Origin of the sequence: Nonomuraea sp. NPDC049129 (assembly GCF_040648495.1) — a bacterium.
In the GTDB taxonomy this organism is placed as follows: Bacteria; Actinomycetota; Actinomycetes; order Streptosporangiales; family Streptosporangiaceae; genus Nonomuraea.
In genome coordinates this window covers 1-22,101 of sequence record NZ_JBEZDU010000025.1, presented here as the reverse complement: position 1 = coordinate 22,101, position 22,101 = coordinate 1, and the positions used below count along the sequence as shown (strand labels likewise).

The 22,101-nt window shown below is 68.0% G+C and carries 23 protein-coding genes and 3 tRNA genes; 15 read left to right on the top strand and 11 right to left on the bottom strand.

Annotation, left to right across the window (positions count from 1 at the left end; all coding sequences use genetic code 11):
- From AB0B64_RS47925 to AB0B64_RS47900, 6 genes are all read left to right on the top strand, one after another.
- Positions 1–1,521 (top strand): metallophosphoesterase, encoded by a 1,521-nt coding sequence (locus AB0B64_RS47925; RefSeq protein ID WP_358192611.1) that lies wholly within the window; start codon positions 1–3, stop codon positions 1,519–1,521.
- A tRNA-Glu gene (locus AB0B64_RS47920) sits at positions 1,522–1,594 on the top strand.
- Between the two features lie 87 nt (positions 1,595–1,681).
- Positions 1,682–1,756 (top strand) — tRNA-Asp (locus tag AB0B64_RS47915).
- A 4-nt stretch (positions 1,757–1,760) separates the two neighbouring features.
- A tRNA-Phe gene (locus AB0B64_RS47910) sits at positions 1,761–1,834 on the top strand.
- A gap of 267 nt (positions 1,835–2,101) precedes the next feature.
- Positions 2,102–2,227: a hypothetical protein gene (locus AB0B64_RS47905; protein ID WP_357939570.1), complete on the top strand. Its 126-nt coding sequence runs from the start codon at positions 2,102–2,104 to the stop codon at positions 2,225–2,227.
- A complete protein-coding gene (locus AB0B64_RS47900) occupies positions 2,224–2,484 on the top strand; it encodes a Txe/YoeB family addiction module toxin (protein WP_357939572.1) in 261 nt (86 codons plus the stop codon). Before AB0B64_RS47905 ends, AB0B64_RS47900 begins: the two co-directional genes overlap by 4 nt.
- Positions 2,485–2,523: 39 nt before the next feature.
- On the opposite strand, the gene AB0B64_RS47895 is transcribed toward AB0B64_RS47900, so the two are convergent.
- A complete protein-coding gene (locus AB0B64_RS47895; protein ID WP_357939574.1) occupies positions 2,524–3,483 on the bottom strand; it encodes a hypothetical protein in 960 nt (319 codons plus the stop codon).
- A 287-nt stretch (positions 3,484–3,770) separates the two neighbouring features.
- Between AB0B64_RS47895 and AB0B64_RS47890 the strand changes: the two genes are divergently transcribed.
- Together AB0B64_RS47890 and AB0B64_RS47885 are read left to right on the top strand one after the other, a co-directional pair.
- Entirely contained in the window at positions 3,771–4,031 is a 261-nt protein-coding gene (locus AB0B64_RS47890) for a type II toxin-antitoxin system prevent-host-death family antitoxin (RefSeq protein WP_358192583.1), read from the top strand.
- Entirely contained in the window at positions 4,016–4,423 is a 408-nt protein-coding gene (locus tag AB0B64_RS47885) for a PIN domain-containing protein (RefSeq protein WP_358192574.1), read from the top strand. The genes AB0B64_RS47890 and AB0B64_RS47885 overlap by 16 nt, the downstream gene beginning before the upstream one ends.
- Before the next feature lie 216 nt (positions 4,424–4,639).
- Here the strand turns inward: AB0B64_RS47885 and AB0B64_RS47880 are convergent, their stop codons facing one another.
- The gene (locus AB0B64_RS47880; RefSeq protein ID WP_358192557.1) at positions 4,640–4,798 is read right to left on the bottom strand and encodes a hypothetical protein; all 159 of its coding nucleotides are present in this window, start codon (positions 4,796–4,798) and stop codon (positions 4,640–4,642) included.
- 159 nt (positions 4,799–4,957) lie between these two features.
- On the opposite strand from AB0B64_RS47880, the gene AB0B64_RS47875 reads away from it, so the two are divergent.
- The gene (locus AB0B64_RS47875; RefSeq protein WP_358192546.1) at positions 4,958–8,032 is read left to right on the top strand and encodes a BTAD domain-containing putative transcriptional regulator; all 3,075 of its coding nucleotides are present in this window, start codon (positions 4,958–4,960) and stop codon (positions 8,030–8,032) included.
- 1 nt (position 8,033) lies between these two features.
- Here the strand turns inward: AB0B64_RS47875 and AB0B64_RS47870 are convergent, their stop codons facing one another.
- The 4 genes from AB0B64_RS47870 to AB0B64_RS47855 form a co-directional block, all read right to left on the bottom strand.
- The gene (locus tag AB0B64_RS47870; RefSeq protein ID WP_358192535.1) at positions 8,034–9,032 is read right to left on the bottom strand and encodes a hypothetical protein; all 999 of its coding nucleotides are present in this window, start codon (positions 9,030–9,032) and stop codon (positions 8,034–8,036) included.
- The gene (locus AB0B64_RS47865) at positions 9,029–10,522 is read right to left on the bottom strand and encodes an AMP-binding protein (RefSeq protein ID WP_358192528.1); all 1,494 of its coding nucleotides are present in this window, start codon (positions 10,520–10,522) and stop codon (positions 9,029–9,031) included. Before AB0B64_RS47865 ends, AB0B64_RS47870 begins: the two co-directional genes overlap by 4 nt.
- Before the next feature lie 253 nt (positions 10,523–10,775).
- Positions 10,776–11,966 (bottom strand): serine hydrolase domain-containing protein, encoded by a 1,191-nt coding sequence (locus AB0B64_RS47860; RefSeq protein ID WP_358192516.1) that lies wholly within the window; start codon positions 11,964–11,966, stop codon positions 10,776–10,778.
- A 40-nt stretch (positions 11,967–12,006) separates the two neighbouring features.
- Entirely contained in the window at positions 12,007–12,384 is a 378-nt protein-coding gene (locus tag AB0B64_RS47855) for a hypothetical protein (RefSeq protein WP_358192506.1), read from the bottom strand.
- A gap of 225 nt (positions 12,385–12,609) precedes the next feature.
- On the opposite strand from AB0B64_RS47855, the gene AB0B64_RS47850 reads away from it, so the two are divergent.
- The gene (locus AB0B64_RS47850) at positions 12,610–12,999 is read left to right on the top strand and encodes a TraR/DksA C4-type zinc finger protein (RefSeq protein ID WP_358192497.1); all 390 of its coding nucleotides are present in this window, start codon (positions 12,610–12,612) and stop codon (positions 12,997–12,999) included.
- A gap of 15 nt (positions 13,000–13,014) precedes the next feature.
- Here AB0B64_RS47850 and AB0B64_RS47845 read toward each other — a convergent pair whose 3' ends face one another.
- Positions 13,015–14,202: a hypothetical protein gene (locus tag AB0B64_RS47845; protein ID WP_358192489.1), complete on the bottom strand. Its 1,188-nt coding sequence runs from the start codon at positions 14,200–14,202 to the stop codon at positions 13,015–13,017.
- Between the two features lie 58 nt (positions 14,203–14,260).
- On the opposite strand from AB0B64_RS47845, the gene AB0B64_RS47840 reads away from it, so the two are divergent.
- Both AB0B64_RS47840 and AB0B64_RS47835 read left to right on the top strand, forming a co-directional pair.
- On the top strand, positions 14,261–15,007 hold the full coding sequence (locus tag AB0B64_RS47840) for a hypothetical protein (RefSeq protein WP_358192481.1): 747 nt from the start codon (positions 14,261–14,263) through the stop codon (positions 15,005–15,007).
- A gap of 47 nt (positions 15,008–15,054) precedes the next feature.
- Complete coding sequence (locus AB0B64_RS47835; RefSeq protein ID WP_358192469.1) at positions 15,055–15,660, top strand: hypothetical protein; 606 nt, start codon at positions 15,055–15,057, stop codon at positions 15,658–15,660.
- A 12-nt stretch (positions 15,661–15,672) separates the two neighbouring features.
- Here the strand turns inward: AB0B64_RS47835 and AB0B64_RS47830 are convergent, their stop codons facing one another.
- The gene (locus AB0B64_RS47830; RefSeq protein WP_357939598.1) at positions 15,673–16,260 is read right to left on the bottom strand and encodes an NAD(P)H-dependent oxidoreductase; all 588 of its coding nucleotides are present in this window, start codon (positions 16,258–16,260) and stop codon (positions 15,673–15,675) included.
- Positions 16,261–16,345: 85 nt separating this feature from the next.
- On the opposite strand from AB0B64_RS47830, the gene AB0B64_RS47825 reads away from it, so the two are divergent.
- Complete coding sequence (locus AB0B64_RS47825) at positions 16,346–16,834, top strand: MarR family winged helix-turn-helix transcriptional regulator (RefSeq protein ID WP_358192453.1); 489 nt, start codon at positions 16,346–16,348, stop codon at positions 16,832–16,834.
- Between the two features lie 240 nt (positions 16,835–17,074).
- Here the strand turns inward: AB0B64_RS47825 and AB0B64_RS47820 are convergent, their stop codons facing one another.
- A complete protein-coding gene (locus AB0B64_RS47820; RefSeq protein WP_358192443.1) occupies positions 17,075–19,114 on the bottom strand; it encodes a cellulose binding domain-containing protein in 2,040 nt (679 codons plus the stop codon).
- Positions 19,115–19,555: 441 nt separating this feature from the next.
- Between AB0B64_RS47820 and AB0B64_RS47815 the strand changes: the two genes are divergently transcribed.
- A complete protein-coding gene (locus AB0B64_RS47815) occupies positions 19,556–19,990 on the top strand; it encodes a hypothetical protein (RefSeq protein ID WP_358192432.1) in 435 nt (144 codons plus the stop codon).
- 30 nt (positions 19,991–20,020) lie between these two features.
- Complete coding sequence (locus AB0B64_RS47810; RefSeq protein ID WP_358192424.1) at positions 20,021–20,761, top strand: endonuclease/exonuclease/phosphatase family protein; 741 nt, start codon at positions 20,021–20,023, stop codon at positions 20,759–20,761.
- An 11-nt stretch (positions 20,762–20,772) separates the two neighbouring features.
- Here AB0B64_RS47810 and AB0B64_RS47805 read toward each other — a convergent pair whose 3' ends face one another.
- Both AB0B64_RS47805 and AB0B64_RS47800 read right to left on the bottom strand, forming a co-directional pair.
- Positions 20,773–21,789, bottom strand: a complete 1,017-nt coding sequence (locus AB0B64_RS47805; RefSeq protein WP_357939608.1) for a hypothetical protein — start codon at positions 21,787–21,789, stop codon at positions 20,773–20,775.
- A gap of 105 nt (positions 21,790–21,894) precedes the next feature.
- On the bottom strand, positions 21,895–22,101 hold a 207-nt coding region (locus tag AB0B64_RS47800; RefSeq protein ID WP_358192401.1), incomplete at its 5' end, for an ATP-binding protein.

Below are 22,101 nucleotides of genomic sequence, written 5' to 3'. Positions count from 1 at the left end.
GTGTCCAGGGTTGTGGCCGTACTCATCGTGGCCGCCGTGGGCGCCTGGCTCGGCATCTTCCTCAGCGGCACCGTCAGGGCTCAGGTCGGTCCGGTAGAGACGGGTATGTCGCTCCGACCAGCCTGGAACGGCGAGACGATCGTGGACGCCAGCCCGCTGGGCACGCTCACGTTCCGCACCCATGACGCGCCGCTCCGGCTCCGCATCTCCCTCGAGAACATCGACCAGGAACGCGCCAAGGCGATCATCGAGGACCCACGGCTGGCGGACCGGCTACCGGAGATCATCGAACGCGACCTGCTCGACGGTGTCCGCGCGCTGCTGATCCGCTCGCTGCTGTGCGCGGGGGCGGGGGCGCTGATCGCGAGCCTGCTGGTGTTCAGGCGCCCCAGAGTGGCGCTGCTGGGCCTGCTGGTCACCTCGGTGGCACTCGCCGGCACCAGCGCGCTGGCGGCGCTCACGTTCCGCCCCAATTCGCTCGTGGAGCCCAGATACTCGGGGTTGGTCGCCGCCGCGCCGTCGCTGGTGGGCAGCGCGGAGTCGATCGTGACGAAGTTCGAGTCGTACCGGTCGCAACTCACCAAGCTGGTCACGAACGTCTCCAAGCTGTACGACACGGTGTCGACGCTGCCGTTGTACGACGCGGACCCCAGATCCATCCGCGTCCTCCACGTCTCGGACATCCACATCAACCCGATCGCCTGGAACGTCATCCGCTCCCTGAAGGACCAGTTCAAGGTCGACATGATCATCGACACCGGCGATATCTCCGACCATGGCACGAAGACCGAGAACAAGTTCGTCGATGAGATCGGCACCCTGGGCGTCCCGTACGTCTACGTCCGCGGCAACCACGACTCGATGATCACCCAGAAAGCGGTCGCCAAGCAGAAGAACGCCGTAGTCCTGGACGACAAGACCCAGAAGGTGGCAGGCCTGAACATCTACGGCCTCGGCGACCCCCGCTTCACCCCCGACAAGACCGTCGCCGTGGACTCGGACCCGGCCGTTCTGGCCCAGTTCGGCCGCTCGCGTGTGCCGCGGATGGGGAAACCGGACGTGGTCGCCGTCCACGACCCGGAGGTCGGCCGTGGCTTCTCCGGCGCCACACCGATCATCCTCGCGGGCCACACCCACGAACGGTCGACGACCGTGCTGCCCTCGGGCACCCGCCTCCTGGTCCAGGGCTCCACGGGCGGCGCCGGCCTGCGCGCCCTCGAACACCCCCAGCCGACCCCCGTACAGGCCTCGGTCATGTACTTCGACAAGGAGACCAGACGCCTGCAGGCCTGGGACGACATCACGCTCGGCGGCCTCGGCGAGCAGTCGGTGTACATCCAGCGTCACGTGGAGCGTGACCCGGGACGTATGATTTCTCCAGAGCCAACGACCGCCCCGTCGCCAACGGGATCGATCACTGGCACGACGTCGCCGGCCGCTGGTCCGCCACTTTGGCATCAAGGGCAATCGTCCCCTATGCTTCAGAGGTCTCCAACGGAAGACGACAGGGAAAGTTCCTGAGCCCCCATCGTCTAGCGGCCTAGGACACCGCCCTTTCAAGGCGGCGGCACGGGTTCGAATCCCGTTGGGGGCACGGCGAAGCGCCTGGCGCACCGCAAAACGGTTGGTCGAAAGCCAACCGGGAGCTGGTAAGCTAAGCGAGTCGCAAAGCAAGGCGCAAGGTCCTGTAGAGCAGTTTGGAGTGCTCGCCACCCTGTCAAGGTGGAGGTCGCGGGTTCAAGTCCCGTCAGGACCGCTCGGGTCAGGTAGCTCAGTTGGTACGAGCGTCCGCCTGAAAAGCGGAAGGTCGGCAGTTCGACCCTGCCCCTGACCACCTTCTTTGGACAGCAAGAACGCCCCGAACGGATTATCGTTCGGGGCTTTTTGATTTCTCCTGACAGCAACGTCGCCATGTGCGGATCCACCGACCTTGATGTACATCATCACGTACACCGATGGCATGAAGGTGATGACCATGTCCGAATCGCGGGCCAACTACGCCGCCACCCTCGACGCCGTCATCAACGACTAGGAAGAAGTCCTCATCACCCGCCCCAGTGGAGAAGGCGTCGTGATGGTGTCGTAGCGCGAATACGAATCGATGCGCGAGACGCTCTACCTCATGGCCTCTCCCGTCAACCGCAGGCGGCTGTCGGAGGTGGTCGCCCGTCTGGAGGCCGGAGGCGGCACCGTCCGCGAGCTGGCCGATGAGGACACCACCTCGTGAAGATCCTTTTCGACGAATTCGCCTGGGAGGACTACTGCTACTGGCAGCGAGAAGATCGACGCGTCCTCAAAAGGATCAACCAGCTGATCGCCGACGTAGCCGGGAACGAGAATGAAGGCATCGGCAAACCAGAGCCGCTGAAGTATGAATGGTCCGGTTACTGGTCCCGGCGCATCACCTCAGAGCACCGGCTCGTCTGCCGCGTCAACGACGACACCATCATGATCGCCGCCTGCCGCTATAACTATGAGAAGTAGCGTCCGTCCGCCAGCAGAATTCTCCTCGGACGCTTCGCTTTACCGCGTCGGCGTGAAGGACGAGACGATCAGCCAGATGCCGGCGATCGCGATCACAGCTGCGACAGCGAGTTGCTTCGCCCGGCCGCCAATCATGCTTCGCGCCACATGGACGGTCCCGGTCCAGGAGATCCTCACCCAGGGGCGCAAAGCGGCCGACGCGACGAGGACGGCCGCGAGAAGCAGCGGCCACCGTATCGACTCGGCGAACGGTATCTCCAAGTCGTCGCTGTACGTCGCGACGTCGAGCAGCGGGAAGAGGAGAAGAGCCGCCGCGGCCGCGATACCGGCAAAGCGTCCCCATCGGGTGGAAACGGTGGCTCTCGCGGCCGCCGCCAATGCGACGAGAACGACCGGCAAGCCGATCCTGTCGGCCTCCCCGGACCACCACGCGAGGCCGTCCCAGGGCGACTCCGGAATCGCGAGGTAGATGACGCTAAGCCCCCGCATGTCGTATGTGACCATGTAGCGGTGGAACATCGCCGCCCATGCCGCCGCGCCGACGGCGCCCGCCCACAGGATGACCCCCTGTTGTCTCCGGGGCAGAGGTGACCGGGCCGCCAGGAGCAGCGCGCAAGCGGCCACCGGATAACAGACGATCAAAGGCCAGGGCAGGACGACCGCACGTTCCTGCCCGGTGCATGGGTCGGGGCCCGGCAGCAGAAGCGCGGTGATGAGCCCGAACGCGAGCACGAAGCCGACCGTGGCGACGGCGGTGAGGGCGGCCCGGCGTGACCCGCGCAAGAGAAGGCTGATCACGATGACCGGCAGCAGGAGAACGCCCCAGAACAGCAGCTCTCCCGGTACGTACTCCAGCGTGTGCGGACCTTCCATCGGAAAGGGAGCCGAGCTCGTCGCGGAACAGAACCAGCCGACGCTCTGCCTGCCGACCCCGAAGGCCGTCAGGATCACCGGGCCGGACGCGGCCAGGACCGCACCTAAGCGCAGCGCCGCCGCCACCAGGGCCGTGGGTTCCCGCATCACGGCACCTCCGTAAGTGATCAACCCGGGTCAGGGTAGCGGACCCGCGGCCCTCCTTGTCGAATAGCGAATTTTGCTGAGCTAAGGCATCTCCGATTTGCGCCACTGTAACTTGTTGGCATCGCCACCCGCGTTTGCTCGTGTCATTGCCGCCTCTCAAGGCGCAAACTTCCGACAATCGATAATTTCATGGCATACCGCAACGGGGTTTCGCCTCAGGGGATGCCGCGCCTTCCAACCAGGTGGCGATCAGATAATCTGATTACATGAAGGTGATGACTGCCACTGAGGCTTCACGAAGCTTCGCAGCGGTTCTCGATGAGGCTGAGCGGGGCGAGACCATCATGGTCACGCGTGGTGGGAAGCGGATCGCGGTGATCGGTCCCGCGCCCACGGCACCTGGTCGTATGGTCAAGGCGTTTCTCGCCAGAAGCGCGGGAACGCTGGACGACGATTTCGAGGCCGATGTCGTGGCGGCTCGGGAGACGGTCGATGACGCGATGAGGGGCATGTGGCCCGACGCCTGATCCTGGACACGGGTGTGCTCATCGCTGCGGAGCGCGGTAAGGCGTCTGTGGACGAAGTCATTGGTGACGCTGACGATGTGGCCATCGCTGCGATCACTGTGGCGGAGTTGCTCGTCGGGGTGGAGTTGGCCGACGACGTGCGCCGTCCCGCCTGGCAGGCGTTCGTGGATGAGGTCCTGGCGTTGGTCCCGGTTGAGGAGTACACCACTGATGTTGCCAGGGTGCATGCTCGGCTTTTGGCGCATGTCCGGCGGGAGGGGAAGGCGAGGGGAGCGTATGACCTGCTGATCGCCGCCACCGCCGCGACCACGGCGAGAACCATCGTCACGATGGACTCGTCGGCCGCTTTCGATGATCTTCCCGGTGTGCGGGCTCAAGTCGTTCCCCGCTGATCGCTGGGGAATGCGCCTTTACCTGCTAGGGATTTTATGCGCCCGGCGACGGCTCAGCACCGCCGCGAGGGGGACCGCCGCCGCCAGGCCGCTCAGCAGCACGGCGGCCAGCGCTCCCAGCGCTGCCCTCGACGGCGGGATGGCTGATGCCGTCGCGGTAGCCGAAGGGTTCGGTCTCGGTGGGCAGTGCGTGGCAGTTCTGGCGCCAGATCGCCGTCACGCCGGGCAGGGCCTCGTAAGCCGGCCGGGTTTGACCTTCGCGATGATGGTGAACCCGTCACACGCCGGGGTCCGCGGGTAGACAGGGCCGTATTTACCCTGCTCCAGGTGGTCGGTCTCCTTCGGGATGACAGCCGCCTGCGGCCTGATCTCCATGCCGATCCCCTCCATTGTTCTACTGCTGGGGGAAGGCTAAAACCGGCTGAATGTCCTAATTGTCCCATAGTGCGGCTTTTCGAGCCAGTCTGGGCGGTGAGATCGAGCTTGATCCACATGGTATCAATGGACGATTCTTACGCTAGGGATCTTTCCTAGGTGTCGCTAGGGATTGGGCACTTCATGGTGTACCACTTCGCCGTTCTGGGCTCCGTTCAGGTCTACCCGGAAGGGACGCCGCAGACCCCGATCCATCTTCGTGGCAAGCCTCGGGCCGTACTGGCCACGCTGCTGCTCAACGCCAACACGGTGATCTCCCGCGACGGGCTGGTGGCCGCTCTGTGGGATGAGCCGCCGGCCACGGCGGTGGCCAATATCCAGACCCACGTATGGCAGCTACGACGGGCGATTCCCGGTGGGGACCAGATCGTCAGGACCGAAGGGTCCGGCTACCTGCTGCGCGTCGAACGCGATCAGCTCGACGCGCTGATCTTCATTGACGCGGCGCGCGAGGGGCGGCTGGCCGTCCAGCGGGGCGAGCTGGCCGTCGCCGAGAGGGCCTTCGGGCGGGCGGTGGCGCTCTGGCGGGGCCGGCCCGCCGAGGACCTCGTGCTCGGTGACGTGGTGACGCCCCGGATCGCCGAGCTGGAGGAGGAGCTGTACCAGGCGCGTTCCGACTGGATCGACGTCCGGCTGGCCCTCGGGCAGCATGACCAGCTGATCGGTGAGCTGCGGAAGATCGCGGACGCGCAGCCGCTGCGCGAGCGTTTCTGGGGCCAGCTCATGCTCGCCCTGCACCGGGCCGGGCGGCGGGGTGAGGCGTTGGACGCCTACCGGCGCGTACGGACGCTCCTGGTGGAGGAGCTGGGCGTCGAGCCGGGCGCCGAGTTACGCCGGCTCCACGCGAGCCTCCTGGAGGACCATGAGGCACCGGCCGCACCTGTTTCGGGGACAAAAGCGGTTCCCGACCTCACAACGTGGCACCACATTTGCCAGCTCCCCGCGGACCTCGCTGATTTCGTGGGCAGGAGCGCAGAGTTGAAAACGATTACCTCGATTGTGCGCGGCAGGAACCCCGCCGCCTCCGCACCCATGATCGTGACTGTGTCCGGCGCTCCCGGGCTCGGTAAGAGCACCCTCGCGATCCGCCTCGCGCATCTGCTCCGGCCCGCCTTCCCCGACGGCCAGCTCTACGTACGCCTCGGCGCGGCCTCGCCCGCTCCACGCGATCCCTGGCGCATCCTCGGGGAGCTGTTGAGAGCGCTCGGAGTGGACGGGAGCGCGCTCCCCGACACGCTCGAAGAGCGCGCCACCCTGTACCGGTCCCGCCTCGCGGACCGCGAGATCCTCATCATCCTCGACGATGCGGCGGACGAGGCGCAGGTGTCGCCCCTGCTGCCGGGCACGGCGCGGGGCGCAGTCCTGGTGACCTCCCGCGCGCAGCTCGCCCTTCCCGGCGCTCAGGCGATCTCCCTGGACGTACCCGGCGAGGACGAAGCGGTGGAGATGCTCGAACGTACGGCAGGACAGGCCCGCGTACGCGCGGAGCCGCAGGCGGCGGCGTCGATTCTGCGCGCCTGCGGCCGCCTGCCACTGGCCATCCGCATCGCGGGGGCGAGGCTGTCCGCCCGTCCCGCCTGGCCGTTGTCCGACTTCGCGGCCCGCCTGGAGGACACTCGCCGGCGCCTCGACGAGCTGGCTCTGGGCCAGCAGACGGTTCGGGCCAACTTCGCCGTGAGTTACGACGCCCTCACCGACGTGGCGCGGCGGACGTTCCGGCTGCTCGGCCTGTGCGGCCTGGAAAGTGTGCCCGAGTGGGCGGCGGCGGCGCTGCTCGGGGAGTCCGGGGATGTGGCGGATCGCGCGCTGGAAGCCCTGGTGGTCGCCGGTCTGGTGAACGGGCCCGAAGCCTGTGCCGCAGGCGGCCTGCGATATCGGTTGCACGATCTGTTGCGGGCGTTCGCGCGGGAACAGGCCGAGGCGGAGGACAGTGAGACGCAGCGGCGCGCGGCCCTGCTCCGGCTTGTCAGGGAGAGCCTCGACCGGGTGACGGCGGCCGTCGGCGACCTTCCCCTGCCCTGCGCGCCCACGCCGAACGCCGGCGAGTCCCGCCCGGCGGCAGGGGAGTGCGACTCCGGGTGGTTGATGGAGGAGCGCGGGAACATGGTGGCGGTGGTCGAGCTCGCCGCCGCGCTGGACAGACCCGCCCTCGCGTGTGAGCTGGCCTACTATCTGACGGCCTACCTACGGATCCACGGCTTCTTCGACCAGGCCACCCGCGTACACGATGCCGTCATCGCCGCCGCGACCCGGCTGGAGCTCACCCCGGCGATCTTGACCACCCGGCTGCTGCGGGCGGACCTCATGGTGGAGCGTGGGATGTTCGGCGACGCGCTGCGGGAGTTCCAGTCCTTGCTGGAGCCGTTCGAGCGCTTGGGCGACCGGCACTCCACCGCGTACGCGCTCAGCGGCCTCGGCATCTGCCGCCACGTGTTCGCGGACTTCGAGGAGGCTCTGGACCGCACCACGCGCGCGGTCGACCTGTTCGAGGAGCTGGGCGATCACGGCGGCCTGCTCAGCGCGTTGATCCACCTGACCTCGATCCACCTTGAGCTCGGCCACCACGACCAGGCCGCCGAGGTCTGCCGTCGTGGGCTGGAGCTGGCGCGCGGCGCCCGCACCGCGTACCCCCGGGCGATCCTTCTCCGGGCCCTGGGCATCACCCACTACAGCAAGGGCGAGGTGACGGAGGCGATCCGGCGCTATGAGGAGAGCCTTGAGCTCAGCCGCAGGCACGGCTATCCGATCATCACCACCTTGACCGAGCGCCGGCTGGGCGAGGCTCTGGGCGCGGTGGGCCGGTTCGACGAGGCGGTGCGGACGCTCACGCACTGCGGGCGCAGCTTCGCCCGCTTCGGCGACACGTACGGTGAGACGCTCACGGCGTACGCCCTCGGGGAGGTCGCCTTCCGGCGCCGTCTTCCGCGAGAGGCGCTGCGGCACCTTACGCACGCGCTCGACGTGCTGGGAGTCCGGGAGATGCCGCTCTGGCGCGCCCGAGTCCTGCGTGAGATCGGCCGCGTCCATGCCGATCTCGGCGAACCGGACGCCGCCATGGCCGTCTGGAACGAGGCGCTGGCCATCTTCCACAGCGTCGACTCCGGGGAAGCGGCGGAGGTGAGCGCCTTCCTCGCCACCTTGCGGCCACGCCCGTGGCAGGTGCCCGCCGGGTGACTCAGACGCCCGTTCCCCGTACGACCGGCACGGCTGTGACGCCTGCCTGCCGCGCCGCCCGCCGGGCCGTACCCGGCGCGCTCCCTGTCGCGACGACGGCTCCTTCGTGCAGCGCGACCCAGGACCGCGCGTCGGCGGGAAGATCCTCCAGCGCCCGGGCGAGCTCGACTCGCCCCGGTCCGGCGCGCAGCGCGCGAGCCCGCTCGCGGCGCCGCCAGAACAGGTGCTGTCCCACGATCAGCGGCCCCAGCGGCAGGAGCAGCGGTACGAACTCCAGCTCGGTGAACAGCACGGCGAGCGTCAGGCCCAGCAGCAACGTCCCCTCGACCACGGCGGCCCACCAGCCGGCGGTCCTGCCGTACGCCTTGGCCGCCACCAGCGGCCACACGGCCAGCATCAGGCAGTCGCCGAGACCGGCCAGGCTCGACACCGGCCCGTAGCCGGTGGCGAGTACCGGGGCGAACGGCAACCCTTCGACCCGGGACACGAAATCAGCCGTCAGAGAGCTCACCCCCGTGGCCAGGGCGTCATAGACGGTCAGGGCGGCGGCCAGCCCCGCCACGTGGGCGGCCCGCATCCCCGTCTGCGCCCACATGTTGGCGACCCCGACCGTGAGGAGGATCATCGTGAGGTCGTTGACGACGAGCACCGCCGTCGGCCATTGCGCGAAGTACGCGGCCACGTCCGCCGCGCACAGCAGGGCGGCCGCCAGCGCGGCGTTCCGGCCGCCCAGGAGCGGCGACAGGACGAGCTGGCACACGGTGAAGACGACCACACCGAAGATCGTGACGATGACCCCGGTCGGCATGTGCATATAGGCGAACGGCATGGCGATGAGCGCCACGACCATGATCCAGATGTCGGTCCAGACGAACCTGCCGACCGGCGGGCGTGGCATCGTCACCCTGGCGAAGTAGCTCGCCGCGACGCCCATGGTCAGCAGGATGAGCAGGTAGAGGACCAGCCCGCGCAGGACCGCCTCGGTCATCAGGGCGCTCATCGGACTCCCATCTCGGCGACCGCCTCCGCGGCCGCCCGCAGGGCCGACTTGCCCGTCCGGGTGGACTCGGTGGCCGTGAAGTGCTCGAACGTGTGCTCCCGCAGGTCCGCGCGGACCCGGCAGAGGCCGGGCAGTGCGGCCGGATCATCGACGAGCTCAATGCCCCGCAGGGGAAGCCCCAGGTCGGCCGCGCGCTCCTCCAGCCGGGACACCAGCGCGCGGCTCACGTTGCCGGTCACGGCGTGCAACACCGGTCCCGACCGGGTCTCCTCCAGCACGTACCGCGTCGGGAGCGGGATCTCGCGCTCCGCCTGGAGGAGGTCCAGCACGTCGCGCGTGGTGACGGACGAGGGCGACAGCCGCCCGAGGACCCGCGAGGTCGCCGGTACGGCGGCCAGTTCGCAGGCCGGCTGTTCGCCCTCGGGCAGCACTTTGACGATGTCGCCGGTGACATAACGGAGCAGCAGGGTCGTGTCGCGGTACGTGGTGTACGGCGTCACCACCAGCACACCGTGCGCCCCTGGAGCCGCCGGCTGGAACGTCTCGGGGTCGAGAACTTCGACGTGCCCCTGGTCGGTGGGGAGATGCAGGTGTCCCTGCCCGCAGACCTGGCCGCCCACGGGGGCGATCTCCGTCATCGAGTAGCTGTCCAGGACGCGAGCCCCGAACATGGCCTCCGCCCGCTCCTTCAGCGCGTCGGTGAGGACCTCGCCACCGGAGTGGATCTCTTCGAGGCCGAAGTCCTTCGCGTCCCAGCCGCCCCGCTCGGCCTCCTGGACCAGGGCCGCGAGGTACGAGGCCGTCGTGTTGAGGTGGGTCACCTGTGGCCGCTTGCCCGGAACGTGCAGCGGGACCGCCAACCGGTCCAGCGTGGCGCGGGGGTCCACGAGACCTACGTGGGCGAAGGCCGCCCCGGTCATGGTCGCCGCCCGCTCGATGAGGATCTGGGCGATGGACCGCGAGGTGATGCAATTGGCCCAGACGTGCTCGGAGCGGAGTCCACCGGCGAGCATCAGCGCCAAGGCCGACATGCCCGACATCAGGTCGATCTCGTAGCGGGAGAACCAGACCATGGTCGGCACACCGGTCGTGCCCGTGGTCTGGGCGAGTACGGCCGGGCTGGCCCCGTCCGCGACGAACGCGGACGGCAGGTCACGCAGCGCGGCCTTCGTCGTCGGCTCGATCGACGCCAGGGACTCCAGGGTGATGGATCCCGGGTCGATGCCGTGCTGCTCGAACCACCGCCGGTAGTAGGGGGTGTCGCGGGCGGTCAACCGTAACGTCCGCCGGAGCCGGCGAGTGGCGAGGTCCCGCTGCATCTCAGGGTCGGGCGCGGTCAGCATCTCGCCCGCGCCTTCACCGGGGGAGCCGAACTCCTCCAGGGTCGCGCGGAGGTCCTCGACCAGCGCGGTCACGTCCTTCACCCGGAACCGGCGGCCCGCCAGCATCGACCAGGCGTACCCCATCTGCCGGGCGGCTGTCCCGAACATCCTGTCCCATCCTTTGCGCGGTGGTCATGGAACACGACGGTCCCTGGGAGCGGCACGAAGCCGCTCCCAGGAGCCGTCAGGAGGGACCGAGCCTCAGCCGTTGAGGCTGAACACGGCGGTGGAGAGGGCGCTGACGACGTAGCGCGCGTAGAACCTGGCCGTCTTGACCATGACTTCTCCCTTCGTTCCTGCCCCGGAAAGGGCCAGGAACGACTGTCGTCGCGGGGCCTACACGATCGCTACACGGCCACTATCAGCGCAGGTCAGCGCTCTCCATTGCGCGCTGGACCGCGTCGAGGAGGGTGGCGGCTCTGCGGTCAGGTGTTCCTTCCTGAATGTGGTTCATGACGTAGCCGAACGCGAGGCCGCTCGCCGGGTCGGCGAAGCCGAGCGATCCGCCCATACCGGGAAACCCGAAGGCGGTCGGGCTGTACCAGAAGGCGTCGGGTGTCGGCAGGCCGAAGCCGGTGCCGATCCGGACGGGTACCCAAAGGATGCGGTCGACACCATTGACCTGCTCCGCGGTCGCCGCCGCCAAGGTCTCGGGGGAGAGGATGCGCTGTCCGTCGACCTCGCCGATCAGCGCGGCGTAGAAGCGGGCCAGCGCGCGGGCCGTGCAGATGCCGTTGGTCGAGGGCATCTCGGCGGACTGCTCGTCGGGGTCGTTGTGGTCCAGTGGAGGCGTGATGATGGTCAACGTGGACCGCACGGTCAACGACGTCGGATCGGTATAGGCCGCCATCACCTCGCGCATGGGTTCGGGAAGGGCGTCCAGGTCGATCCGGGCCAGCGCGTCCAGGTCGAGCGGGGCGGCGATGATCCGGCTGACCCGATGCCGCTCGGTTTTCGGCAGCCCGATCCACAGGTCCAGGCCGAGCGGTCCGGCGATCTCCTCGGCGAGGAACGTGCCGAGGCTGCGGCCGCTCACCCGGCGGACGACCTCGCCGACGAGCCAGCCGTAGGTGTGCCCGTGGTAGCCATGGTCGGTGCCCGGCTCCCAGGATGGGCGCTGGGCCGCCAGCGCGGTCACCATCGGGTCCCAGGCGATGGCTTCCGCCGGGGTGATCGGGTGGTCGATCGTGGGCAGTCCGGCCTGGTGGGTGAGCAGCCAGCGGACGGGGATGCGGTCTTTGCCGTTCGCCGCGAACTCCGGCCAGTAGTCGGCGACGGGTGCGTCGAGGTCCAGTTCGCCGCGCTGGGCCAGCAGGTGCGCGCAGGCGGCGGTGATGCCCTTGGTGGTGGAATAGACGACCTGCAGGGTGTCGCGCTCCCAGGGGCGGCCGGTCTCTGGATCGGCGATTCCGCCCCACAGGTCGACGACTTTCCGGCCGTGCAGGTAGACGGCCACCGCGGCGCCCACCTCCTGGCCGCCGGCCAGATTGGCGGCGAATGCCGTACGCACTTCTTCGAATCCTGGTGCGGTGCTGCCGCCGATCTCGGGCATGTGTCATCGCCTTCCGGTCTTGTGGCGTCGCCGGAAAGTGTCAGTCGCGCCATTTCTCGATGAGCCAGGCGCAGACTTCCGGCTCGGTCATCTCGGGAAACTCTTCGGTGAACGCGAGGAGAGCGCGCAGCGCCTCGCCCCGCTCAAGGCCGCGTGCCGCCGCGTGCCTGAGGTACTCCTGACGTGCGGCGGAAGGACGGCCCCCGCCCGCGCCGCGGCCGGGCAGGCCGTTGCGCCATTGCACTATTTCCGCCAGCCGATCAGCCCGCCAGCCGGGAACCCCGTCGATCTCGACGTCGGGCTCGGGAAACGGATGAGTCGAATCGCTCGGATAGCGGGAGCGCCATTTGTGCACCGCGTGCCGGCTCACCCCCAGCGCCTCGGCGATGCCGATACCGCCGAGGTAGTGCTCGGTCATGATGCACCAACTTCTCTGTCCGGCCTCCTTCGTGGATCTCATGACTACCACGCCCGAGGTGCTGTCCCGGGCGCGGTCGAACCTTGTCTCTGTTGGAGACAAGGATAGGCCCGTACGGGAAACATCGTCAACGGCGGAGACGAGGTTTCTGCACTCCGGGGCCAGGTGATTTGGTATGGATGTCAGGCACCGCGCGTACCCTGGTAGTGAAGGTGAGGGACCGTGATGACCACACAACACCGGGACGCCGCGCTTTCCCCCTCAGAGCAGGCGACCATACGACAACTGCTCGACGCCGACCGTCAAAGGACCGAAACCCGCATCGCCGTGCTGGGCCAGGATCGGGACGAGATGGTCCAGTCGGCGGCGCAGTCGGCCGCCGACGACGAGCACGACCCTGAGGGGACATCCACCGCCTTCGAGCGGGCCCACATAGAGGCCCTGCTCGACCAGGCCCAGACGCACCTCGTCGACCTGGACCTGGCCGTCGAGCGGCTGCACGACGGCACGTACGGGATCTGCGCGAAATGCGGGCAACGCATCGCCATCGAGCGCCTGATGATCCTGCCGGCCGCCAAGATGTGCGTCGGCTGCGCCGCCCACCACCGCCGCTGACCAGCGCCTGGTGGCTCAGGTCTTGCGTCGCCAGAGTTTGCCCGTCGCCAGGTCGAAGTAATAGACGCGTTCGCTGTAGCCGCCGCGGACCAAGAAGGCACCCTCCTTCGACCAGCCGAGGGGGACGTCAAGGAAGTCGTCGCCGGGGAACCTGAGAGGGACGCTGGCCAGCCGCTTGCCGGTCTCTGGGGCGAAGGTGTCGACCCGCGTCCCCTGATCGCCGATGACCACGAAGCGGCTGCCGTCCGCCCGGAGGTGGTAGCTGTCCTGGGGCTTCAGGGGAAGGCTCATTCGCGTCCGTCCGCGGGGATCGAGAACGAGCACCTGCGATTGCGTCGTCACCACGATCCCGCTCTCGTTGAGGTCATGGACCTGCCGGGCGCCAGGGAGTGACACCGTGGTCCAGGTCTTGGTGTCGGTGATCTGGGCGCCGTCCTTGGCCAGGGCGATGTACCTGCTCTGACCGGCGAACGTCGCTGTGGGCACCGCCGTGTCCGGGAGGGCGGCGGTGAGGTAATGAACGCCCTTGGCGTCCTGGTACACCATGCGTCGATCGTTTCTGTCCAGGTAGACGACGGCCTTCTTGTCGGAACTGCGTACGAACGGCGCAGCCTGGGGCGCGCCGCCTTTCCTGATGATGTACGGCGCGGCCTGCGGGAATGGCTGCTTGTTCACCAGCCACGTGCGGCAAGGGCCGTCCGTTTGGTCGGTCCACGGACAGGTGGGTCTCTTGTATTCACTCACCGTCATGAACTCGGCCCGATAATCCGGGAACGACAAGGGCGGCGTGTATTCGGGCAGTTCACGCTGTAGCGGGTGACCAGGAGTGAGCAACGTGGCCGAAAGCACGATTGCCGTTCCCGCCAGATAGAGGCTGCGCGCCGACCATTCGCGGATGGTCCGGTCCGTCTCATCCGGTGCTTCGGGCCGGGCGCTCAGTTTTCCAGCGGCACGGGGTACGGCCGCCGCCACGATAATCACGATGACGGCATGGACCAGCCGCGCCGGAGTGATGTCCTGGCTCGCCAGCAGATAACCGCCCGCCACCACGGCGCCACCCAGGCCGAGCAGCCATGCCGTCCGATAGGTGTTCGCGTCGTCGGGAGTATGGAGCGTTGGGGCCGGCAGCCGTACATCGCGGAATATGGAAACAGCGCACCAGCCCAGCACTAGATAGAGCGGGTCGTTGGTGAAACCGGCCAAGGGAACAGCCGGGACGAGGGCGATCAGCCGCCATCGGCGCAGGCCCGCGAAATGGTCGATGACCTGGCGGGCGTTCGCCGCCGTGACGGAAAGGCCCATCAGCGTGGCGAACCTGGTCAGCCGCTCCGATGTGACCGGTATGGCTGCCATCAGCACGGTGACCATGGCGACTACCCAGGAGATCATCGGAGGTACCGTCACGAAGTGCCACCATATATGGTGCTATATCGTGAGTTCGGATGATATATGGCGGCAATTTGGCATCGCTACGTGGCGTGCTCAGCGTTCGCGATTATCGGCTATGGCGGCCGGCGGCCTGACGCTGGTGATTGTCGCGGCGGCCCTGTGGGGATCCGGGTCGATAACTCCGCAGGTGCAGTGGAGCCTCGAGGCTTTGTTCCTTCGCGCGGAGGTGGACCAGAATGGCGTTCTGTCGACGCCCGTGTATATCGAGCTGGAAAACGAGGGGATGGCCTCGTTCGTTCTCATCGGCATCTCGGCGGAAATACCAGGACTTCGCCTGCTACCTGCTGACCAGGCGAAAGGGGAGAGTTCCGAGGTCGCCGTGGAGAGCGGTAAGAGGCAAATCATGGAGAGGCGCATCGTCATCACTGACTGCGCGGCGGTGCCCCACGAGCCCCAGCCGATCCGCTTCACCTACCGAACCTGGCTGGGTCCGGGATCAGTGGAGGTGATGGGCGACTCATGGGGGCTGCCAGGACTCAAAGGAAGTGTCCCGGTCGCCTGGCAGAGGGGTCTCGCGGCCGAGGTCTGCAATGACGCGGTGAGTCCAGATTGGCCCTGACAGGTAGCCCATTCGTGGGCAACGGCCAGCCGGCAGGGTCGTGGGACATGCCGCCTGCGGCGAGGATCGCCACCGGTTTCGTCTGCACGTTCGGTGCCCTCCGTTTCAACGGGTTCGACCTGCTGTTCGACCCCGCCGGATGGTTATTGTGCGCGTCCGGGCTGTCCAAGCTGCAGCGATCCGTCGACGACCCCTTCAGCCGGGCCAGGTCCTTGGCTGTCGCCATGGCCTGCGTCTCGTTCATCGCCATGATCGCGTCCAGTGAGTACTCAAGTCGTAGCCTGGCGGATTCCCCGATTATGATCACGCAACTGATCGAGATCGCCAACGCGCTCGGTGCGCTGCTCGCGGTCTGGCTGATCACCGAGGCCGTCATCAGACGGATCCGTTCCTGTGGGGACACCTCCAGGGCCGCCCTCCTCGACGTGCTGCGCTGGGCCGTGGCCGTTCTGGGAGTGCTCGGCACGCTGGCCGGGTACGGCTACGCCGACCTGGGACCGATCACGGCCATCGCCTGGTTCGCGACCGTCGTGGCCCTGATCGTCGTGCTCTACCGCTCGGCGCATTCGCCGTACCTCTCCCCGACATGGGAGGACCCTGTCCGTGAGAGCGCGGCGACCGCCGATGAGGGACGACCCCCGGGCGCTGACTAGCGCGACAGGGCCTCAGGCCGCCGCGCCCGTGTCCGACCTGGCCTCGCGCACGCCGCGCAACGCGTCGGCCCAGGCGATCACCTGGTCGAGCATGCCGTGGAGCGCGGCGTCGAGACCCTCGCCGGGGACGAAAGCGCCGGTCGCGAATGAGGGGAGCAGGGGGACGGCGGGCTGCGCGCGGACCGTGGCCACCTGGAGCTCGGCGAGCACGAGCCTGAGGGCCTCGGCGGCTCGGACCCCGGCGGCCCATCCGCCGTAGCTGACGATGCCGGCGGCCTTGTCGTTCCACTCCCGGTACACGTAGTCCAGCGCGTTCTTGAGCGCGCCGGGGAAGGAGTGGTTGTACTCCGGGACAAGGAACACGAAGCCATCGAAACCGTCGATCAGTGCGGACCATTCGCGGGTGTGCGCGTGCTCGTACTGCTGGAGGTTCGGATTGCCGCCCTCGTCGAGGTTGCCGAGGCGGTGGTGCGCGAGATCGATCAGCTCGTAGTCGGCGCCACCGTGAGCGCGCGCCGTGTCGAGCACCCAGGAGGCGATCTGCTCGCCTCGGCGTCCGGGTCGGGTGCTGCCGAGAATGATGCCAATGCGGAGTGCCATGACGCCCTTTCGAGAGAGTTGACGCGTCAACTCTAGAACTCGCGGAGTTGACGCGTCAACTCGCTCGGTCGGTATGATTTCCGCCATGGCGGAGACCCGTACGCTGGAGCCCGAGGAATGGGAGCTCTGGCACACCTGGATGCTCGCGCAACGCCTGCTCGCCCGGGAGTTCGAGCGTGGTCTGCAGCGCGACTGCGGCATCTCGAAGGCCGAGTTCAGCGTGCTGGTGACGCTGTGGAAGGCGCCCGGCCGCGAGATGCGCGTCGGCGAGCTCTCCGAATCGCTCGCCTGGGAGAAGAGCCGTGTCTCGCACCAGTTGACCCGCATGGAGAACCGCGGCCTCGTGGAGCCGACCCAGAGCGGTGCCGGCGGCCGCCGCACCGGGATCGGGCTGACCACCAAGGGCCGCGAGCTCGCGGAGAGCGCCATCCTCGGGCATGCCGGCAACATCCGCCGTTACTTCCTCGACTCGCTCACGCCCGAGCAGGCCGCGGTTATGCGGACCTGGAGCGAGCAGGTAGTCGACCGCATCGAGCCGCGCCGCGGCGAGGCCGCCAACGAACACGTCTTCTAGAGCAGGTCGGACGCTGCCCCTCGGAGGGGGTGTTCCTCCGAGGGTCCCCAGCCGCTACGGGCCGTCTTCTTCCCCACCCCCGGAGGGGGTAACCGTCCAGGACCCCCAGCCACCACAGACCGTCATCTTCCCCACTCCCGGAGGGGGTTTCCCTCCAAGGGACCCTAGCCACCACGGACCGTCACAGGGGTCGAGACGGTCCGTGGGACGAAGCACCTGGGGGACTCTGGAGTCACCGCCCTAGCGGGTAGCGCAGACGGTTCCGTTGAGGGTGAAGACAGCAGGCAGAACGTTCGGCCCGCTGTAGTTGCCGACGAAGCCGATCGTGGTCGATGCCCCGGTCGGTAGCGAGCCGTTTCCGGGTTCGTTGACGGCCTTGACGTCCGGCCCGTTCTGCGTCCAGGTGGCATTCCAGCCGCTGCCCAGGCTCTGCCATGTCCTGGGCCAGGTGAAGGCCAAGGTCCAGCCGTTCATCGGCGCGCCGTTGTTGGTGACTTCGATGGCGCCGACATAGCCGCTGGCCCAGTCGGTCTGGACGGTCAGCCGTACCGTGCAGGAGCTCGAAGCGGGGGTGCCGGTGGTGAAGGTCAGCGGCGGGGAGGCCCACGAGACGCCGCCGCCAGTGTCGCGGGCGATCACGTTGAGCGTGTAGCGGGTGCCCGGCGTGAGGTTGCTCACCGTGAGCGAGGTGCCGGTGCTCTCGCCGAGTTGCTCGCTGATGGCTCCGTTCTGCCGGTGGAGCTCGTACTTGGCGATCGGGCGGGCGCCGGGGGAGGCGGCGGGCCAGGAGATCGTGGCGGCCCGGTCCGTCACGTCGGTGGCGGTCGGCTGCCCCGGCGCGCCTGGGCGGCCGGTCTGGGGCGTGGCGGGGTGCAGCACGACGGTGGTCATCGAGAGCGGCGGCAGCGTCTGGCTGGTCGCGCTGCCCGCGGTCGAACCGGTGATGCTCGTGGCGCCGTTGGTGTGGGTCAGTACGGTCGGCGCCCCCGACGCCGGGCTGAAGCCGGAGTAGCCGATGGTGACGGGGTAGGACGTGTCGGACGACGTATTGATCAACAGGACGGCCAAGTCGCCGTCGGGGCGGCGGGCGGCGTGCGCGGTGACCTTCGCCTGGCCGGTCGCGGCCCGGATGAACTGGTCGCCGGGGCGGGCGAACTTGCCCATCATCTGCAGGGCGTAGTAAGGCGCGAAGGGAGTGTTCAGCTGCGGCTCGCAGACGCTTCCGTCGGAGGTGCACGTACCGCTCGACAACAGGCCGAAGTCACCGTAATCGGTCTGTCCTTCGACCTGAGTGATGTTGCCGATGCCGTTGTGGACGTTCCACCAGTCGACCGTGAACACCCCGTTGGCCAGGAGCGTCGCGTAGGCGTCGGCGGCGGCCAGCGCGCTGGGCTGGGTGGTGCTGCCGACGCTGCTGGACCCCGTGTTGAACTCGGTCATGGCCATGCCGATCCGCTCAGAACCGGGCCCGGCGTACTTCGCGATCTGCTGGCGGGTGAGCTGGATCATGTCGGGGACGTGGGCGGCCTTGTCGAGGGCGCCGGGGTACCAGTGCAGGATCACGAAGTCGATCTTCGGTCCGGCGATCGAGAGGACGGTCTTGTTCCAGGTGCCGTCGTCGCCGTCGGCGACTATGGCGTCGGGCCAGTTGGCGGCCGTGGTCAGCACCGCGCCGATCTTGATGGTGGGGTCGACCGCCTTCATGGCGTCCGCGTACGTCACGACATGGCGGGCGTACTCGGCCGGGCTCTTGTCGGCGTGATCGTCCGCCTCCCAGGCGGAGCCGTAGTGCCCGTTGCCGTAGTTCTCGTTGCCGATCTCCCAGTATTTGACGCCATAGCCCTTGGTGATATTGGCCTGACGTACCCAGGCCGCGGCCTCGTCGGCGGTGCCGGTGCCGTAGTTGGCGGTCACCATCGCCTGCGCCCCGGTGCGGCGCACGCCATTCATGAAGGTGTCGAAGTCGGTGTTGGGCGCCACATAGCCGCCAGGAGCGGTGTGAGTGGCCCAGTGGTAGATATCCGAATAGGAGCCGCCGGGATAGCGCAGCAGCTTCACCCCGGCATCCTTGAGCAGGTCGGCGGTCGCGTTGGTGCCCAGGTTGGTGTCCCAGATGGCATGGTTGGTGCCGATGCCGGTCTCCGGGACGATGGCAAGCGCGGCGCGGGCGTTGACGGTCACCGCGACCGGGGTGACCTCGTCGGCGTGCGCCGCGGGGACGTTCAGGGCGGTCAGCGTCAGCAGGGCGGCGGACGCGGCTCGTAATGCGAATCTCGGCATCGGTGCACCTCGCCATGGGTAGCGGCATTCACTCGACGCCCCCTCCTGCCAGGCGGCAACATGATCATGAGGTGTGGCGTCATGCCCGTCAACCAACCGTGAAACTTTCACGCCGACCGGTCGGCGACCAGCGGATTCATGCTGACCGCCCCCGCCCGGCGAGCCGGGACGCCGCACCTTGGAGGCGGACGCGGCGGCCGGATCGGGCGCTCGCGGCGTCGTACCGCCGGTGCCGGAGACCACGACGGCCACGACAGCCACGGCGGTTACGGCTGCGGCGCCGACGAGGCCGAAGTTCCACAGCGGCCGGGCGGCCCCGCGCCGGGGCAGCCGGGACCACCGGCGCCCATGGCGTCCTGCGCTCGGTGGAGGAAGCGCGCCAGGCTCTTTGACCATGCTACGTTTTACGGACTATAGTCCTCCGCGTGCTGAAGAAAGAGCGTGAAGTCAGAACAGGACTGGTTCGAGCAGGTGGACAAGCTGGTGGAGCAACGAGAGAAGCGTGAGCTCGACGGCGACCCGCGCCTCGTGGAGCTCGCCTCGGCCATGGCCGACTGCATGGCCGCAAAGGGCTACCAGACGGCCGCCAAGAACCCGATCAACATGGAGACCTGGGGTCAGCTGACATTCATGAAGGAGCTGCACGAGCCGGCCCGCAAGGAGGGCGGCCGTGACATTCCCCCCTACACCTCCACCGGGCCGTGGTACCAGCCGACCCACCTGCCGGACGCGGACCCGCGGCGCTATCTGGCCAAGGAGGTCAAGATGGCCCTCGACGACCTTGAGTGCGGCAAGGACTTCTATGCCGCCTACCTGCCCAAATCCGTGCAGGTCGCGGAGGCGGCCCAGGCCGAATTCGGGATGGATCCGGACTGATCACTCACAGATGGCCTAGGCTCAGCCGTCATGGGCGATGAAGCGGGGATGAAGTACGACCGCGTCGGCACGATCGCCGACGGTGTGCTCAAGGCGGTCGACGACGTGGCGGAGGGAAGCAAGAAGCTGAGCGAGGCGCTCTCGCCGGTCACCTACGTCCCGGTTCCTTCCGTGCCGGGGTTCAACGCCTTCGGCAACACCTCCAAAGCCGTCAGCTGCGGCTCCGACTACGCCGACACCCTGACCGCCGCCGCCGACGCCTCCGAGTTGCTCGGCGCCCTGCTCGACAGAGACGAGAAGCGCCTGCGCAAGGTGATCCAGGTCTTCAGGACCACAGATCACGAAGAGGCCGACCGTATCTGCGCCAACTCGGCCAAGTCGCTGGACGTCTACAGCGCCCACGTCCACAGCCACGGTCTGCACGGGAACGACGAGACCGTACGCGCCATGCAGATCGACAAGCTGCACGACTCGATCGACGGCCCCTCCGTGATCGGGGCCGACCTCAACGCGATCACCGAGGACGGCCAGACCGATTCGAAGAAGGCGGGACCGCAGTCCATCGCCGGCTTCGCCCAGGAGGGCTACACCGTCTACTCGGGCGCGAGCACCCCCGACGGCGCCATCGCCGGCACGTCGCCGACGGGCACACGCATCGACCACGTGATCGGCTCACCGAGCGTCGAGTTCGGCGGCCGGCCGCAGTTGGTCGACGGGGGCAGCTCCGACCACGACGGGCAGAAGGTGGACCTGATCATCCCCGACTGGTGACGCGATTTTGCCTACCGGGGCTTGAATCTGATCTCCGTCTTGGCCGCCGACCGCCCCTCGCCGTCCTCGATCTCGACGTTGCCCATGCCGGGCGCGTTCCCCGGCAGTGTGATCGTGCTGCCGGGAGCGTCGAGCTTGATGTTCTCGCCGCCGCCGACGCTCTCGATGGCGTCGCCCTGCCGTACGAGGACCGCGTTGCCGAACGGCTGGTGCCAGCTGTCGCCCAGGATCGGGATGGAGTCGCTCGCCTGGTACTTCCTGCTCGCCTCCTCGAACCGGACCTCCCACTTGACGCCGGTCTCCCGCTCGAGGCTGTGCTTGAGGTCGAAGGCGCTGTTCGCCTTGAAGCCCGCGTCGATGTCCTTCTTGAAGACCTCCTGGAGGGTCACGACGTCGGCGCCCGAGCCGGCGATCAGCTTGGCCATGCCGGGGATGTCTTCGGGGTCCGTGCCGTTCTTGTCGCGCCAGGCGTTGCCCGCGCCCTGACCCACGTTGAGGTTGAGCATGGTCAGCGTGCGCGGCTTCCACTGCTTGGCGTGCGCGTCGAACTGCTCCTTGTAGTAGGTGAGTTCCTGACGCTTGGCGTCGAGCAGGTCGTCGAGCCGCGCGCGCATCTCGGTGGCGGTGGTGATCGCCGTACTGACCAGGGTGGCCTGGTCGGCGTTCTTCGGGCGGAAGGTCAGGCCGTTCAGGTCCTCGGTCACGGGTACGTGCTTGAGCTTGTCCCACTCGTCGTCGAGCAGGCTCTGGTACGTCTGGAGGACGGAGGCCATGCTGTCGAGCACGCCGCCGACGTTCCCCGCCTGGGCGCTGAACAGCTCCATGTCGCTGGTCAGCCTCTTGCGGTACTTGTTGAAGGCGTCGGCGGAGTCGCCGACCCACTCGTCCTTGTTGAAGACGGCCTGTGCCGCGTCATGGACCTTGCCCTCCGCCGAGGACGCCTTGGTCCCCAGCGCCCGCCAGGAGTCGGCGATCGTCTCCAAGGTGGACGGCGACGCTTCCAGCCGCCACAGGTGAGAGCTCCGCACCGAAGCCGTCGAGCTCCCCTGACCGTCGGGTTCCTGTCCCATGGACGACCTTTCCTCAAACGAACGGGCAGCCCACCCCTACACAACCTCGACAATTCGCGCAACTCAGGGTGCGGTCTCCAGTGACCGCCCTCGTGCGCGGCCGGCGGTCACGTGAGCCGCGCCCGCCAGCCGTACGGTCACCGCCAGGCCGCCTTCCGGTCGGCCCACGGCCGTCACCGTGCCGCCGTGCGCGTCGACGATGGCCCGGACGATCGACAGTCCCAGCCCCGCGCCGCGCGCCGACCGCACCCGGTCGCCCTGCAGCCGGCG

Bases quoted from the DNA above. Each gene is read 5' to 3' on its own strand.
- AB0B64_RS47905 (WP_357939570.1), top strand. From the start codon at position 2,102: ATGCGCGAGACGCTCTACCTCATGGCCTCTCCCGTCAACCGCAGGCGG.
- AB0B64_RS47890 (WP_358192583.1), top strand. From the start codon at position 3,771: ATGAAGGTGATGACTGCCACTGAGGCTTCACGAAGCTTCGCAGCGGTT.
- AB0B64_RS47880 (WP_358192557.1), bottom strand. From the start codon at position 4,798: ATGGAGATCAGGCCGCAGGCGGCTGTCATCCCGAAGGAGACCGACCAC.
- AB0B64_RS47870 (WP_358192535.1), bottom strand. From the start codon at position 9,032: ATGAGCGCCCTGATGACCGAGGCGGTCCTGCGCGGGCTGGTCCTCTAC.
- AB0B64_RS47865 (WP_358192528.1), bottom strand. From the start codon at position 10,522: ATGTTCGGGACAGCCGCCCGGCAGATGGGGTACGCCTGGTCGATGCTG.
- AB0B64_RS47860 (WP_358192516.1), bottom strand. From the start codon at position 11,966: ATGCCCGAGATCGGCGGCAGCACCGCACCAGGATTCGAAGAAGTGCGT.
- AB0B64_RS47855 (WP_358192506.1), bottom strand. From the start codon at position 12,384: ATGACCGAGCACTACCTCGGCGGTATCGGCATCGCCGAGGCGCTGGGG.
- AB0B64_RS47850 (WP_358192497.1), top strand. From the start codon at position 12,610: ATGACCACACAACACCGGGACGCCGCGCTTTCCCCCTCAGAGCAGGCG.
- AB0B64_RS47840 (WP_358192481.1), top strand. From the start codon at position 14,261: ATGACCTGGCGGGCGTTCGCCGCCGTGACGGAAAGGCCCATCAGCGTG.
- AB0B64_RS47835 (WP_358192469.1), top strand. From the start codon at position 15,055: ATGCCGCCTGCGGCGAGGATCGCCACCGGTTTCGTCTGCACGTTCGGT.
- AB0B64_RS47830 (WP_357939598.1), bottom strand. From the start codon at position 16,260: ATGGCACTCCGCATTGGCATCATTCTCGGCAGCACCCGACCCGGACGC.
- AB0B64_RS47825 (WP_358192453.1), top strand. From the start codon at position 16,346: ATGGCGGAGACCCGTACGCTGGAGCCCGAGGAATGGGAGCTCTGGCAC.
- AB0B64_RS47820 (WP_358192443.1), bottom strand. From the start codon at position 19,114: ATGCCGAGATTCGCATTACGAGCCGCGTCCGCCGCCCTGCTGACGCTG.
- AB0B64_RS47810 (WP_358192424.1), top strand. From the start codon at position 20,021: ATGGGCGATGAAGCGGGGATGAAGTACGACCGCGTCGGCACGATCGCC.